The sequence below is a fragment of the Arthrobacter pigmenti genome, assembly GCF_011927905.1.
In the GTDB taxonomy this organism is placed as follows: Bacteria; Actinomycetota; Actinomycetes; order Actinomycetales; family Micrococcaceae; genus Arthrobacter_D; species Arthrobacter_D pigmenti.
This window is the reverse complement of sequence record NZ_JAATJL010000001.1, coordinates 1604881-1620074: the sequence shown is the minus strand read 5'-3', so window position 1 is coordinate 1620074 and position 15194 is coordinate 1604881. Positions and strand designations below refer to the sequence as shown.

Sequence of the window (15194 nt, the reverse complement as noted above, 5' to 3'; positions counted from 1 at the left end):
GGGTTCCCTAGGCCGGATATTCGCCGCGCGCGACCTGCGGTTTTGGAAGTCGCAGCCGCCGGATCTGCATGGCACGGGTAATCCCGTACCAGAGGTCTCCGCGGGCTGGGGCATCAAACTTTTCAGTAAGCCGCTTCTTGAGCTTTCCCCGCAGGATCACGCAATCGATGATGACCGCGACAATAACCACCCAGAACGTCATCATCACGTAACCCTGCACGGTCAGATTCGGGATGAAGCTCATGAAGACAAAGACCAGCGCAGCGAACATCAGAAACTCTGCAATATTCCAGCGGGCATCGACGTAGTCCCTGACGTAGCGGCGGGCAGGACCCTTGTCGCGAAGCGGAAGGTAACGCTCATCTCCGGTGTCCAGCGCCTTCCGCATACGGAGCTGTTCCTCACGGCGCGCGGTCCGGTTAGCCTCGCGGGCGGCTTTGCGGTCATTGGGAACCAGCGGACGCTTACGTGCGGCAACCTGGACGTTGCGCTTGGGCGTCGGAGCACCCTTACCCACCGTCCTCACAGCCTGCTCCCCGGAATCGGGGGTGACAGGGGCATCGGCAACGGCAGCATCTTTTTTTCGTCCAAACACTCTTCAAGGATACCCGCCGCCCGCCCGCCGCGCTGACCCGGTTCGAGCCCACTCCAGGCGCTTGCGGGAACTTACCTGCCGCGCACGCGTGTGTAGTCTCGGACGTATGAACAACCTAACTACTGACGCACTGCCGGCGGCTACCGTCACCGCTCTGCGGGCCAGCGTCGAATCGTCCTTCGGGCAAACAATCACAGACCTGAAGTCACTTGTAGCCATACCTGGTATCGCCTGGGAAGCATTCGATTCGGCCGAACTCGACCGCAGCGCCGAAGCCGTCGCTGCCCTCATCCGCTCAACCGGCATTGACGACGTGCGCATCCTCAGCGTCGACAACGACGGAATGCCGGGCGGCCCCGCCGTCGTCGCCCGCCGGCCCGCTGCTGCGGGTAAGCCGACCATCCTGCTGTACGCCCATCACGATGTACAGCCGCCCGGCGCGCGGGAGCTTTGGCAGAGCGGGCCATTCGACGCTGAGGAGCGCAACGGCAGGCTATACGGCAGGGGAGCGGCAGACGACAAGGCCGGGATCCTTGCCCATATCGGCGCGTTTCGGGCCGTTCAGGAAGTCCTCGGGGACGAATTCGGGGTCGGCGTGACCCTTTTCATCGAGGGGGAGGAGGAGGCAGGTTCGCCGACCTTCCGCCGGTTCCTTGAGACGCACCGCGACCTGCTGGAGTCAGACGTCATAGTCGTCGCTGACTCGAGCAACTGGAAGGTCGGAGTACCCGCACTGACCACCAGCCTGAGGGGCCTCGTGGACGGCACCATCGAAGTGCGGGTCCTGGAGCACGCTGTTCACTCCGGCATGTTCGGCGGACCTGTCCTCGACGCCCCGACACTGCTGGCTCGTCTCATCGCTACCCTGCATGACGACGACGGAAACGTCGCCATTGAGGGGCTCATCGAAGAGGACACCGCCGAGGTCGAGTACCCCGAAGCGGACTACCGGGCGGACGCGTCCGTCCTCGATGGCGTCCAGCTTGCAGGGACTGGTTCAATCGCCTCCCGCCTCTGGACCAAGCCAGCCCTATCCATCATTGGGATGGATATTCCGAGCGTTGCCGTCTCATCCAACACACTGCTGCCGTCGGCGCGGGCGAAATTCAGCATGCGACTGGCTCCCGGGCAGGATCCGCAGGCCGCGATGGCTGCTGTTGAGCGGCATGTGCTGAAGAACGCCCCCTTCGGCGCCAGGGTGAGCTTCACTCCCGGCGAATCCGGCAACCCCTTCTCGACCGACACCTCGGAGCCTGCGGCGCAGCTTGCGCTCTGGTCCCTCCATCAGGCGTGGGGAACCGAGGCGGTAGAAGCAGGAATCGGCGGTTCCATCCCCTTCATCGCCGATTTGACGGAGGTCTATCCCGAAGCCCAGATCCTGGTCACCGGCGTCGAGGATCCGGACTCCCGCGCACACAGTGCCAACGAATCGCTGCACCTTGAGGAGTTCAGCCGCGCAGTACTTGCCGAGGCGCTCCTGCTCGCCGGGCTGAACACCGAAACACGTTAGTTGCCTCGGGCGGACCCGCCGCTGTCTGAAGCGTCGAGGAATTCTCGCGACGTATGGTTCGTTACATAGCTGGGCACTGCGCAAGTACCGGACGTACCATGGATAGTGGCCGGTGCCGCAAGGTACTGGAGGCCATCTGCTGCTTGAGCCCGCACACCTGATCGGGTGTGAGCCGAAGCGGTCGGCACGAAGCTAAGGAGAACGCACAACTTATGAGCACATCAACCAGCGAACCGACCACCGACACGGTGGCAGCGAACGAGCTGCCGGTTCACGAGGTAGCCCTGTCCGACGTCGCTGCGAATAAGGTCCGCAGCTTACTTGAGCAGGAAGGGCGCACCGACCTCCGGCTCCGGGTGGCTGTGCAGCCCGGCGGGTGCTCGGGACTCATCTACCAGCTTTATTTCGATGAGCGGGTCCTCGACGGCGACGCGGTGCGCGAATTCGACGGCGTGGAAGTCATCGTCGACCGAATGAGCGTACCCTACCTCGCGGGGGCCTCAATTGACTTCGAGGACACCATTTCCAAACAGGGTTTCACTATCGATAATCCCAACGCGGGCGGGTCCTGCGCCTGCGGCGATTCGTTCCACTAGAGTTTCGACTTCGAAGCCTCCGCAGGGTCCTGAAACAGGTCCCTGCGGAGGCTTTGTTGTCACATGATGGCTGCCGTTGCGGGTAAGCTCTACAGTGAGTAGTAAAACTGAAAGTGCACCGCGATTCTCGATCACAGATTGTGTAATTGGTGTGCACGGGAGATGCTGTCACCGTCGGTGACACCGCACGTAAGAAAAGGAAGGGCCGTCTGTGAGTTCGCAGGACCGAACCGGCAGCCGACGCGCAAGGATTCTCAAAGTCTCAAGCCTCGTAGTAGTGGCTGCGCTGTTCTTGTCTGGTTGTTCATCGGAAGTCCAAAAGGGTTGGTTGCCTGCTGAACGCGACAACACCAACCACACCGGCCGGATCATTGACCTCTGGGTCAATTCCTGGATCGCCGCGTTGATTGTCGGCATTATCACCTGGGGTCTGATCATCTGGTGCATCGTTGCCTACCGCCGTCGTCGCAACGAGACTGGGTATCCCCGGCAGATCAGCTACAACCTTCCGCTGGAAGTGTTCTACCTGACCATTCCGCTCTTCATGGTGCTGGTGTTCTTCTACTTCACCGACCGCGACCAGCAGGCGATTGACGCCCGTGTGGAAGACCCTGACGTCATCATTGACGTCCGTGGCAAGCAGTGGTCCTGGGACTTCAATTACGTGTTGGAGAACAAGTACGACGCCGGAGTCCAGGCACAGCTCGACGGCGAGCCGGGCGTACCGGAAACGCTGCCAACGTTGTATCTGCCCGTGAATCAGACCGTCGAGTTCCGCCTCAATGCTCGCGACGTGCTGCATTCCTTCTGGATCCCTGCGTTCCTCCAGAAACGGGACATGATTCCCGAGCGGGAAAACTACATCACGCTGACCCCCACCCGTGAGGGTGTGTTCGAGGGCAAGTGCGCAGAGCTTTGCGGCGAGTACCACTCCGAGATGCTGTTCAACGTAGCGGTCGTTTCCGAAGAGGAGTACGAGGCGCATCTTGAAACCCTTGAGGACGGGCAGCTCGGCGAAGAGTACGACCGCAACCCGCAAGGTGTGGAAGAAGGCGAAAGCCCGAGCAGTGTCAACGATCAAATTGGGCAGGATTAGTTAGATGTCTACTTACGAATACACCGCAGAGGAAGCCGGCACCACCGTCGCGCCGCGCGTTGTGCCCCGGTCCAAGGGTCGGATCGTCGTCAACTGGATCACCTCGACCGACCACAAGACCATCGGGTACATGTACCTGATCGCTTCTTTCGTCTTTTTCTGCCTCGCCGGCGTGATGGCGCTGGTCATCCGCGCTGAACTGTTTGAGCCGGGTATGCAGATCCTGCAGACGAAGGAGCAGTACAACCAGCTCTTCACGATGCACGGCACGGTCATGCTGTTGATGTTCGCTACCCCGCTGTTTGCCGGGTTCACAAACGTCATCATGCCGCTGCAGATCGGCGCACCGGATGTCGCGTTCCCACGGCTGAACGCACTGGCCTTCTGGTTCTTCCTGTTCGGCAGCACCATCGCCGTGTCCGGCTTCATCACACCGCAGGGTGCAGCCTCATTCGGCTGGTTCGCGTATGCGCCACTCTCGAATACTACGTTCTCGCCCGGTGTCGGCGGTGACTTATGGGTCTTTGGACTTGCACTATCGGGCTTCGGAACAATCCTTGGCGCGGTGAACTTCATCACCACCATCATCTGTATGCGTGCCCCCGGCATGACTATGTGGCGTATGCCGATCTTCACGTGGAACGCTTTGGTCACCTCGATTCTTGTCCTAATGGCATTCCCGCCGCTGGCAGCCGCCCTCTTCGCACTCGGTGCCGACAGACGGTTCGGAGCCCACATCTTCGATCCGGACAACGGCGGAGCCATTCTCTGGCAGCACCTCTTCTGGTTCTTCGGTCATCCGGAGGTGTACATCATTGCCCTGCCGTTCTTCGGCATCGTCTCCGAGATCTTCCCGGTCTTCAGCCGCAAGCCGATCTTCGGTTACAAGGGCCTGGTATACGCCACCATCGCGATCGCCGCGCTGTCCGTCACCGTGTGGGCGCACCACATGTACGTGACCGGTGCCGTGCTGCTGCCGTTCTTCGCCTTCATGACAATGCTCATCGCTGTACCGACCGGCGTGAAGTTCTTCAACTGGATAGGCACCATGTGGCGGGGCTCAATCACGTTCGAAACCCCGATGCTCTGGAGCCTTGGCTTCCTCGTCACCTTCCTCTTCGGCGGTCTGACGGGAATCATCCTCGCGTCTCCACCGCTGGACTTCCACGTCTCCGACACCTACTTCGTGGTTGCGCACTTCCACTACGTGGTCTTCGGAACCGTTGTCTTCGCGATGTTCGCCGGCTTCTACTTCTGGTGGCCGAAGTGGACAGGAAAGATGCTCAACGAGCGCCTGGGCAAGATCCACTTCTGGATGCTTTTCCTCGGCTTCCACGGAACCTTCCTGATCCAGCACTGGCTTGGAGTCATCGGTATGCCTCGGCGGTACGCCGACTACCTTCCCGAGGACATGTTCACCGCGATGAACCAGTTCTCCACCATTGCATCCTTCGTTTTGGGCGCATCACTCATCCCATTCTTCTGGAATGTGTACGTCACGTGGAGAAGCGGCACCAAGGTCGAGGTCGATGATCCGTGGGGTTTCGGAGCATCGCTTGAGTGGGCGACTTCCTGCCCGCCTCCGCGTCACAACTTCACCTCTTTGCCGCGCATTCGGTCAGAGCGCCCTGCGCTTGACCTGCATCACCCCGAACTGGCGCAATGGCATACACCAAGCTCGCCGGCACCGGCAGCCCAGCTGCTCGGATCCGCTGATCGGAAGGACGGTTAGGTGAAAGTCGAAACACGGCTCTTTTTCTACGGCGTGCCCTTTTTCGTTCCCGTGGCGTTGATTTACGGGTTCCTCACCAACTGGTCCGAGTGGGTCGGCATCATCGGCATCCTTCTGGTGGGTGGGCTTTCCCTCATGATCGGCTTCTACCTCGGCTTCACCGGACGCCGGGTTGGACTGCGTCCTGAAGACCGTCGCGACGCCGAGATCCACGAGGGTTCCGGTGAGCAGGGACACTTCAGCCCATGGAGCTGGTGGCCCCTTGTACTTGGGCTCTCGGCAGCAGGCGGCTTCCTGGGCCTGGCTGTCGGCTGGTGGATTCTCTACATCTCGGCAGGTCTGGCCGCTATCGCCCTAGTCGGCTGGGTCTACGAATACAGCAGGGGAGACCACGCTCACTAGCCAATAGCCCGAAATCGAGTAGGTGGGCCGGGTTTCCCGGCCCACCTCTCACACCACCGTACGTGCGGGCCTCGCATACGGCGGTTCGTCAGGGTGTCCTGTAGCGATACCAGGCATCGTGAAGGAATATCAGCCCGAGTGTGTTCCAGTGCTCGTTGGGCAATGCCCGCTGAAGGATTGGGGATCCGGCGACCCGCCAGTAGCCCTTGCTGCTCATGCCCCACTCCCGGGCCTGTTGAGGCCGGATGCCGAGCTTTCGCAGGTTAGCCACGCGCGCCCGTCCGCGTTTCCATTCCTTCCAGCGGATCTGACGCATCCGCCGCCGGAACCATTCATCCATATCCGCAAACTTCCGCGGAGTCTCGGCCAGACGGAAATATCCCATCCAGCCCCGGATATACCGGTTCAGCAGTGTGATGCGCTCACCCATCGAGATGCTCCACTTCCGCGACGTCAACTGCTTGATCCGCGCCTTGGCCCGTTTCAGGGCCTTCGGCGCGACGCGCAGCTTCGCCCCGGAAGCGGTGAAGAAGAAGGCATAGCCCAGCAATGTAGCTACGCTTGCCGGACTGCTCTTCGACTTCTGGCGGTTCACCCTCAGTTTCAGGTCCTGCTCCAGTACTTTCGTGCACTGGTCCAGCACCCTCCCGGCTGCCCGTTTGCTCCGAACGAAGACCCTGATGTCATCGGCGTACCGGACGAACCGGTGGCCGCGCGACCACATCAACTGGTCAAAGTCATCGAGCATGATGTTGCTCAGCAACGGCGACAGCGGCGACCCCTGCGGGGTGCCTTCCTCCGTCGGCTGTTTCACACCATCGGCCATGATCCCCGCCTCAAGATAACGGCGGATCAGGCGCAGCAGCCGCTTGTCCTTCACTTTCCGCGCAATCCGGGCCATCAAAGCGTCATGGTTGACCCGATCGAAGAACGTATCCAGATCAACCTCGATCACCCACTTATAGCCCTGTCCGATCACGGTCCGGGCAACCCGGACCGCATCATGGGCGCTCTTGTTCGGCCGGAACCCATACGAAACCGGCACGAACCCCGGATCAAAGACCGGAACAAGCACCTGCGCGATCGCCTGCTGGATCAACCGATCCAGCACGGCCGGCACGCCCAACCTCCGCTCACCCCCGTCAGGCTTGGGAATCAAAACCTGACGCACCGGTTGCGGGCGGTACGTGCCCGAATCAAGACTCTCCCGAACACCTTCCCAGTGTCCTAAGCACCACGAACGGAGCTCGTCCGTACGCAGTCCGTCAGCACCAGGGGCACCCCGGTTCGCCTCGACACGGCGTAACGCAACCAACAGGTTCTCCCGCGAAAACACACGTTCCCACAGATCCCCCGCCTGGCCGCTGACAGTATTACCGACATCCGCCGGGACATCACTACGCTCAGGCAGGGGCACTCTCGGATTCACCGATACCTCCATCTACTCTGGCCCGCGCACGGCGGGATGGCTGCGATCAACGTAATGTCCACGAGCGATGCCCGTTCAACACGTCATCTCCTAACGTTCGGCCCTTCCCAGCAACCATCACTGATTCCCGCCGGTACTATGGCCTCGGCTGACTTCTGCCCCATCAACACAGCCCTTAAAGCAATGTCGCCCCACCCATTGACAGCGGTAGAGCACTGGGACAGACCTCCCCGGATAAGAACATTTACTTTCCCCCTGCCGCCGCCGCATTTACACCCCGACCGTTTCGGTGGAACGGGCTTCAGCTTCGCGTGCAGCCTTACCCCGATCGGAATGCCTTCTATGCGGTTCGTGTCCCTCGGTGCAGGGATTCGCCTCCGGCTTCCTTCCCACCCCACCTCGCGATGACGCAGTTGCCATCGGCTAAGAGTTAAACCACCTTCTCCTCCAGAGGACTTCCACCTCCAAGCAAATGCCCATGCCGGGCGTACACGCTGAAGAGGTTCCACACCGCAGGGTGTGGAACCTCTTCACGGTTCAGGTGGTACGGATGTGCCGATCCAAAGGAATGCACACTGTCCGCAATAGAATGGACGCGGTAGTACTCAGACCGAATTGGTCCTCGGGAGGAACGATGGCGGATCCGCTGCGCGGTATGCAGACCTCCCTGGGAGGTGACGGGGCGAAGCACGTCCAGCTTCGTGAAGTGCTCAGGGAATATATCCTCCAGCACGCCGAGCCGGGGACAGCTATTCCCTCCGAGCGCAAACTGACCGAGCACTTCGGTGTTGCGCGCATGACTGTGCGTCACGCAATAGACGCGCTCGTGGCAGAAGAGGTACTGGAGCGGATCGTCGGGCTGGGAACGTTTGTCTCACACAGCAAACTGGACCTGCAGATGAAGCTCACCTCGTACAGCGAGGAGATGCACCGCCGCGGGATGGTTCCGGATGCGAGAGTGCTCAGCTTCGAGCAGATGGCTGCCACTCCGCTCATCGCCCGTGAGCTTCAGATCGAACAGGGCACCCAGGTGATCCGGTTTCGGCGGCAACTGCTCGCGGACAAGGAACCGATGAGCGTAGACGAGAACTTCATTCCGGCGCACCGGGTTCCGGGCATACTCGAGGACGATCCACCGACATCGCTGTACAACGTGCTCAGCGAGCGTTTCGGGCTGGTGATGGAGTGGGGCGAGGATACCGTGGAGGCGACTGCGGCGTCACCCTCTATTGCCCGCTTGTTGAACGTGGAAATGGGAGCTCCGCTGCTCAAGATCCAACGCCATGCGTACGTTGCTCGCGCGATGGTTGACTACTCGGTTTCCTACTACCGTGCGGACCGCTACAAGCTGTGGGTGCCGCTTCAGCGGCCCGGAGTGCGTACCCCCAGAACCTACACACCAAAGCGCTTGTCCTGAATCTTGAAGCACTGCCGATCAAATTTCAACGGGGAGGGCTACTTCGCATAAGAGAGGAGCGGGCCGCCCAATGCCCGGGCGACCCGCTCCTTCTTTATGACGAATCTTGCCAATTAGTGGCTCGAGATCGACGCCTTGTCATGCTCATTCGCAACCTCGCCGTGGTGGCCGTGCGAGTGTGCCTCTTCAAGCTCAGCCGGAGTAACGGGCGCAACGCGATCCTCGAAGAAGAACCTGGAAGCCCAGGCACGGCGCTTCTCACCCTTCGTGATGTGTCCGTTGACGTCAGCCTGGGCCGGCAGCACCTGCGGAGAGTCAAACGTGGTCAACTTGTAGCGCTTGTACTCGTCGACCGGCTCGTGAACCTCGATGAACTCACCGTGAGGCAGTCGAACGATGCGTCCGGTCTCACGACCGTGCAGAACGATCTCCCGATCCTTCCGCTGCAGCGCCAGAGCGATGCGGCGCGCCACGATGAAGCCAATCACTGGGCCGATGAAGAACAGCGCACGGAGCCAATACGTGACGTCGTTCAGGGACACCATAAAGTGCGTAGCAATGAGGTCGGAACTCGCTGCCGCCCACATCACGCAGTAGAACACGACGCCAGCTACTCCGACACCGGTGCGGGTCGGCGCATTGCGCGGGCGGTCCAGCAGGTGGCGCTCCCGCCGATCCTTGGTTACCCAGGCTTCAATCCACGGCCATGCGAAGAGCATGGTGAACACAATGCCGGCGGGCACAAGAGCCGGCAGCAGGACGTTCAGCGACAGTGTGTTAACACCCCATGGGAAGGGAATCTCCCATTCGAACGGGAATCCGGCGATGATTCCCGGCATGAGGCGCAACGCACCGTCAACCCATCCGATATACCAGTCCGGCTGGGTACCTGCAGACACCGGGGAGGGGTCGTAGGGTCCGTAGTTCCAGATCGGGTTGATCGTGAAGGCCGCCGAGATAGCGGCAACCACGCCGAACACGATGAAGAAGAAGCCACCGGCTTTGGCCGCGTAGACCGGACCAACCGGGAAACCCACCACATTGTCGTTTGTGCGGCCCGGGCCGGGGAACTGCGTGTGCTTGTGAACCACCACCAGGAAGAGATGGATCGCGATCAACAAAAGAATGAGGGCAGGAATCAAAAGGATGTGCAGAACATACAACCGCGGAATGATTTCCGTGCCTGGAAACTCGCCTCCGAAAAGGAAGAAACTGATGTACGTGCCCACAACGGGAATGGACTTGATAACGCCGTCGATGATGCGCAGCCCGTTGCCGGAGAGGAGATCGTCAGGCAGTGAATAACCAGTGAACCCCGCTGCCATGGCCAGGATAAGCAGTACGCCGCCGATCACCCAGTTGAGCTCGCGGGGTTTGCGGAATGCACCTGTGAAGAACACGCGGAGCATATGTACTGAGACAGCAGCCACAAAGAGCAGCGCTGACCAGTGATGCACCTGCCGCATGAAGAGGCCACCGCGGATATCAAAGGAGATATCCAGTGATGAGGAGTACGCCACGGACATCTCAATCCCGCGAAGCGGCACGTAGCTGCCGTCGTAGTGGGTCTCTGCCATCGAAGGGTCGAAGAAAAAAGTCAGAAAGGTACCCGAAAGCAGGAGGATCACAAACGAGTAGAGTGCAACCTCGCCGAACATGAACGTCCAGTGATCGGGAAATATCTTGCGGCCGAACTCCTTGACCATGGCGGAACCGCCCACCCGGGTGTCAACGAAGTTGGTGATCTTACCGACGCTTGTTTTGGGCTGGTATTCGCGCCCAGCTGCCGAGCTGCTCATCTCAGCCACGCTCCCAGTAACTTGGTCCTACGGGTTCTTGGAAGTCGCTCGTCGCCACCAGATAGCCCTCATCATCCACTGAGATGGGTAGCTGGGGGAGCGGACGGACGGCCGGGCCGAAGATAACCTTACACTCCTGCGTGAGGTCGAAGGTCGACTGGTGGCACGGACACAGCAGGTGGTGCGTCTGCTGCTCGTAAAGGGCTACCGGACAGCCCACATGTGTACAGATCTTGGAGTAGGCAACGATGCCTTCGAAGCCCCAATCTTCGCGTCCTGGCGACGGGTTGAGGGACTCCGGCTTCAAACGCATGAGGAGAACAACAGCCTTGGCCTTCTCTTCAAGTTTGTGCTCGGACTCGTTGAGTCCCTCCGGAATGACGTGGAAAGCAGAGCCGATGGTTACATCGGAAGCCTTGATCGGAGTGCCGCTCGGGTCGCGGGTGAGGCGTACGCCCTCATCCCACATGGTCTGACGAAGTACGTCGCCGGGAAGCGGTCCCAGGTCCCGGAAGATGGCAATCGCGGGGAAGATCGCCAAAATGCTGGCACCCAGGAGAGTGTTCCTGATTAGCGGGCGGCGCTTGATCCCCGATTCTTCGAGAATGTCTCCGACAATCTTTTCGGCGTCGGCGCGGTCTGCCTCGGGCCTGATTTCGTGCCGGTCTTCTGAAATTTCGTGATCCGGCATCAGGGTCTTGGCCCAGTGCACAATTCCCACTCCGATGCCCAGCATCGCGAACGCTGTGCCGAGGCCGAGCAGCAGGTTCTGCAGACGGAGCGTCCCGATTGTCTGGTCCAACGGGATGGCGAAGTACCCGAAGAAGAAGAGGACTGTTCCGAATATCGAAACGAGGAACAGCACTCCGACCTGACGCTCTGCGCGCTTCTCCGCGCGGGGATCGGTGTCAGCCAAACGAGGCCGGTGCGGCGGGAGCCCAGGATCCTGGAACTTCTGCACGCCGCCCTGACCGGGCTTAGCTACGGTGCCCGTTTGTTCCGGGCTGCCGTGACTATGGTCGGCCATGATCCCTCTCATCCTTCTTTAGAAACTTCACTCATCAATCCTGTGTATTTAGTTCTTACGGTTTCCGCTGCCGCGCCTACGACGAGCGCGAAGTGAGCCAGACAGTGAATGCGATGATTACGCCCAGGCCTGCGACCCAGATAAACAGCCCCTCGGAAACTGGTCCCAGCGATCCCAGGTCAGCTCCGCCGGGGGAGCCCTGTTCCTCGATGATGTTCAGGAACGCAATGATGTCCTGCTTGTCTTCGGGCGTGATGTTTGCGTCACTGAAGACCGGCATGTTCTGCGGCCCGGTGACCATGGCCTCGTAGATGTGCTTGTTGCTCACGCCTTCAAGCGACGGAGCGAACTTTCCGCGCGTGAGCGCACCGCCAGCGGCAGCCGCGTTATGACACATGGCGCAGTTGATACGGAAGAGCTCACCGCCGTTGGCGGGATCGACATCCTCGCCGGAAACGTCCAGCAGTTCCTCTCCGGGTATAGCCGGCCCGGCGCCAAGAGAAGCGACGTACGCGGCCATCTGGCTGATCTGCTCGTCAGTGAACTGGACTGGCTTCTCGAGTGCTTGCGGCCCTTGCATCTGAAGAGGCATGCGTCCTGTTCCGACCTGGAAGTCGACGGCTGCGGCTCCGACACCGACCAGGGAGGGGCCGTCCTCGGTGCCCGCCGCTCCCATTCCGTGACAGGTGGCGCAGTTGGCGACGAAGAGCTTTTCCCCTTCTTCAATGTCGCTTGCAGAAACGGCTGTCTGCGCTTTGGCTTCATTCGCGTTGCTCGCAATGGCATAGATGCCGCCGGTTAACAACAGCCCCATCAGCAGCAGCGCTATTGCTGCAAGGGGGTGGCGCCGCCTCTGCGAAAGTGCCTTCACGTCCTGATTCCTGCCTTCTGTATTGCCTTTGTACGTTGCACAGTTGGTGCCAGTCCCGGTCGCGACCGCCACGCTAATTCTACCCCGGGTAGAAAAGGGTTCAAGAGAAATCTACTTCAAGAAGTAGATGATGATGAACAGGCCGATCCAGACCACGTCCACGAAGTGCCAGTAATAGGAAGTGACGATGGCTGATGTGGCTTCGAAGTGGCCGAAACGTTTGGCGGCATAAGCGCGGCCAATGATGAAGAGGAACGCAATCAGCCCTCCGATGACATGAAGTCCGTGGAAGCCGGTAGTGATGTAGAACGAGGAGCCATAGGCATTGGAGGAGAGGGATACGCCCTCTGCAACAAGTTCGGCGTATTCGTAAGCCTGCACAGCAACAAAGACTGCTCCCATGAGGAAGGTCAGCAGGTACCACTCGACCATGCCCCACCTGGCCATGTTGAACATCCCGCCGATCCGCCGCGGCTGGAGGCGCTCGGCCGCGAAGACGCCCATCTGGCAGGTGAAGGAACTTGACACCAGGATGATGGTGTTGACCAGTGCGAACGGTACGTTCAGCTTCTCCGTCTCGGCAGCCCAGAGCTCGCCCGAAGTGGAGCGCAATGTGAAATACATGGCGAAGAGGCCGGCAAAGAACATGAGTTCACTGGAAAGCCACACAACCGTGCCGACCGAAACCATGTTCGGCCTGTTCAGAGTTGGATGCGCAGTGGAGTTTGGGGCATGGGTCGCTGTCGTCACCCTGACATTATGTCTCTAAAGATGCCCAGTTCACCAATGCGAAACCGCCTCGGCGTGGCCCGTCTGCACGCGTGATGACCTTCCCGGCCAATAACGGCGCGGGAGTAATAACGTCATGACTTTCTACATTTCGTAGATAACCTAGGTGAGTGACTCCGATTTCCGCACCGGCGCCAAGTTCCACTACCTGGCCGAAACTGATTTCCGCCCTCATCGCAGGCAGGGATCTCACGGCATCACAGACCCGCTGGGCGATGGAATCCATTATGGAGGGCGAGGCAACTCATGCGCAGGTGGCCGGCTTCCTGGTCGGCCTGCAGAGCAAAGGGGAGTCCGTTCAGGAACTGCTTGGCCTTGTCGAAGCGATGCTCGCACGCGCGCATCGCATTCAGGTTTCGGGAAGAACCCTGGACATCGTCGGCACAGGCGGTGACGGTCTCGACACGCTGAATATTTCCACGATGTCTTCCCTCGTGGCTGTTGGCGCGGGTGCGCGGGTGGTTAAGCACGGGAACCGCAGTGCGTCGTCGTCGGCCGGAGCCGCTGATGTGATCGAAGCGCTGGGCGTGCGCCTTGACCTGTCGATTGAGGACGTCGCACGTTCAGCGGAGGAGGCGAGCATCACTTTCTGCTTCGCCCAGGTTTTTCATCCCTCGATGCGCCACGTTGCAGTGCCGCGCCGGGAACTTGGCGTTCCGACAGCTTTCAACTTCCTGGGTCCGTTGAGCAACCCGGCCGGTGTCGAGGCCCAGGCGATGGGGTGCGCCAATGAACGAATGGCTCCGCTGATGGCGGGTGTACTGGCTGCACGGGGCATCCGGGCTCTCGTTTTCCGTGGCAGCGATGGCCGGGACAAGTTAACGACCAGCGGATCGTCGACTATCTGGGAGGTGCGCGCGGGTGAAGTCACCGAACACACCGTTCACCCGGAGGAATTCGGCATCTCTGTTGTGCCCGTCGAAGCGCTCAAAGGCTCCGATGCGCAAAGCAATGCAAAGGTAGTACGCGATGTCCTTGCAGGTGCGCGCGGACCGGTGCGTGACGCCGTCGTTCTCAACGCGGCGGCAGGGCTGGTGGCCCTTGACACCGACCATTCCGCGGCGCTGACGGACAGGATTAACCGTCAGATGGTCCGGGCCGCCGCGTCGATCGATTCGGGTGCGGCGCAGGCAGCCCTTGACCGCTGGGTTGCGGTGACCGGGCAATAGCGGGCCCGCCCGCTGCTATCCCTCGAAACCGAGGGAGAAAGCGGCATCGAGGTCGTGCTTCGAGTAGGACCTGAACGCTATCTGCGTTGTGGTCGATTCGACGCCCTCGATCTTGGAGAGGCGGTCGGCGATGACATCTGCGAGGTCTTCGTGGCGGTTGACACGGGCTATCGCGATGAGATCCCACTCACCGGTCACCGAATACACCTCGCTGATCCCGTCGATCTCCGAAATTTCCTGGGCGGACTCGGGGATGCGGGAGGCATCGGTCTGGATAAGCACGAACGCTGTGATCATGAGGCTGCTCCTTGATTCTGGGCGGGGGAGTGGTGGGCAGAAGATTGCCGACGACGACGACGGCGCACGGCACCCAGCGTCGCGGCCACGAGCCGGGGGAAGACGAGGAACAGCGCCAGAACGACCACGGCGACGATCTGGAAGGCCGGTGCTGCGCTTTCACCGAACCAAACCCGAAGCATCAGACCGCCCACGGCGGTTCCGAGCCACATCGGGACGCCCGTACGCAGCGGCGCCGCGGGCCGACGCCAGGCTAGGCAGGCGAGATACGTCATGGAGTACGCAGCGAGGAACGGGGCAGCGGTCGCTAATGCTCCGGGCAGGGATACCGCATCGTAGTGCGAAGCCTGTCCAAGGAAAGCGAAGACCAGGATGAGGGCGATGTCCACAAGCGCCCACACCAGTCGAATCTGTGCCGGTGCCCTTGTCATGGAATCAGCCTACTGGCACAGCGCTTCTGGATCC

15 protein-coding genes are annotated in these 15194 nt (G+C 60.6%); 7 read left to right on the top strand and 8 right to left on the bottom strand.

The features are described 5' to 3' along the window. Positions 1–7: 7 nt before the first annotated feature. Positions 8–595, bottom strand: coding sequence for a DUF3043 domain-containing protein (locus BJ994_RS18110; RefSeq protein WP_167992981.1), 588 nt, complete (start codon positions 593–595; stop codon positions 8–10). A gap of 106 nt (positions 596–701) precedes the next feature. On the opposite strand from BJ994_RS18110, the gene BJ994_RS07410 reads away from it, so the two are divergent. The 5 genes from BJ994_RS07410 (at position 702) to BJ994_RS07390 (ending at position 5931) form a co-directional block, all read left to right on the top strand. Further along, positions 702–2105, top strand: a complete 1404-nt coding sequence (locus tag BJ994_RS07410; protein WP_167992979.1) for a dipeptidase — start codon at positions 702–704, stop codon at positions 2103–2105. Positions 2106–2317: 212 nt separating this feature from the next. After that, on the top strand, positions 2318–2701 hold the full coding sequence (locus BJ994_RS07405) for a HesB/IscA family protein (RefSeq protein WP_167992977.1): 384 nt from the start codon (positions 2318–2320) through the stop codon (positions 2699–2701). Between the two features lie 211 nt (positions 2702–2912). Further along, positions 2913–3797 carry an aa3-type cytochrome oxidase subunit II gene (ctaC, locus tag BJ994_RS07400; RefSeq protein WP_167992975.1) on the top strand — a complete coding sequence of 295 codons (885 nt, stop codon included), beginning with the start codon at positions 2913–2915 and terminating at the stop codon, positions 3795–3797. Between the two features lie 4 nt (positions 3798–3801). Then, positions 3802–5529 (top strand): aa3-type cytochrome oxidase subunit I, encoded by a 1728-nt coding sequence (gene ctaD, locus BJ994_RS07395; RefSeq protein WP_167992974.1) that lies wholly within the window; start codon positions 3802–3804, stop codon positions 5527–5529. Continuing rightward, positions 5530–5931 carry an aa3-type cytochrome oxidase subunit IV gene (locus BJ994_RS07390; RefSeq protein ID WP_167992973.1) on the top strand — a complete coding sequence of 134 codons (402 nt, stop codon included), beginning with the start codon at positions 5530–5532 and terminating at the stop codon, positions 5929–5931. It begins immediately after the preceding gene. 88 nt (positions 5932–6019) lie between these two features. On the opposite strand, the gene ltrA is transcribed toward BJ994_RS07390, so the two are convergent. Continuing rightward, positions 6020–7372, bottom strand: coding sequence for a group II intron reverse transcriptase/maturase (gene ltrA, locus BJ994_RS07385; RefSeq protein WP_167992972.1), 1353 nt, complete (start codon positions 7370–7372; stop codon positions 6020–6022). Between the two features lie 622 nt (positions 7373–7994). Here ltrA and BJ994_RS07380 point away from each other — a divergent pair. Further along, a complete protein-coding gene (locus BJ994_RS07380) occupies positions 7995–8777 on the top strand; it encodes a GntR family transcriptional regulator (RefSeq protein WP_167992971.1) in 783 nt (260 codons plus the stop codon). A 113-nt stretch (positions 8778–8890) separates the two neighbouring features. Here BJ994_RS07380 and qcrB read toward each other — a convergent pair whose 3' ends face one another. From qcrB to ctaE, 4 genes are all read right to left on the bottom strand, one after another. Continuing rightward, positions 8891–10576, bottom strand: a complete 1686-nt coding sequence (gene qcrB / locus BJ994_RS07375) for a cytochrome bc1 complex cytochrome b subunit (RefSeq protein ID WP_167992970.1) — start codon at positions 10574–10576, stop codon at positions 8891–8893. A 1-nt stretch (position 10577) separates the two neighbouring features. Next, on the bottom strand, positions 10578–11603 hold the full coding sequence (qcrA, locus tag BJ994_RS07370) for a cytochrome bc1 complex Rieske iron-sulfur subunit (protein ID WP_167992968.1): 1026 nt from the start codon (positions 11601–11603) through the stop codon (positions 10578–10580). A 76-nt stretch (positions 11604–11679) separates the two neighbouring features. After that, a complete protein-coding gene (gene qcrC / locus BJ994_RS07365) occupies positions 11680–12474 on the bottom strand; it encodes a cytochrome bc1 complex diheme cytochrome c subunit (RefSeq protein WP_167992966.1) in 795 nt (264 codons plus the stop codon). A 111-nt stretch (positions 12475–12585) separates the two neighbouring features. After that, complete coding sequence (gene ctaE, locus BJ994_RS07360; RefSeq protein WP_167992963.1) at positions 12586–13224, bottom strand: aa3-type cytochrome oxidase subunit III; 639 nt, start codon at positions 13222–13224, stop codon at positions 12586–12588. A 149-nt stretch (positions 13225–13373) separates the two neighbouring features. Between ctaE and trpD the strand changes: the two genes are divergently transcribed. Continuing rightward, positions 13374–14432 carry an anthranilate phosphoribosyltransferase gene (gene trpD, locus BJ994_RS07355; protein WP_167992961.1) on the top strand — a complete coding sequence of 353 codons (1059 nt, stop codon included), beginning with the start codon at positions 13374–13376 and terminating at the stop codon, positions 14430–14432. A 15-nt stretch (positions 14433–14447) separates the two neighbouring features. On the opposite strand, the gene BJ994_RS07350 is transcribed toward trpD, so the two are convergent. Then, on the bottom strand, positions 14448–14729 hold the full coding sequence (locus BJ994_RS07350; protein ID WP_167992958.1) for an Lrp/AsnC family transcriptional regulator: 282 nt from the start codon (positions 14727–14729) through the stop codon (positions 14448–14450). Continuing rightward, entirely contained in the window at positions 14726–15160 is a 435-nt protein-coding gene (locus tag BJ994_RS07345; RefSeq protein ID WP_167992956.1) for a DUF3054 domain-containing protein, read from the bottom strand. Before BJ994_RS07345 ends, BJ994_RS07350 begins: the two co-directional genes overlap by 4 nt. Between the last annotated feature and the right edge of the window lie 34 nt (positions 15161–15194).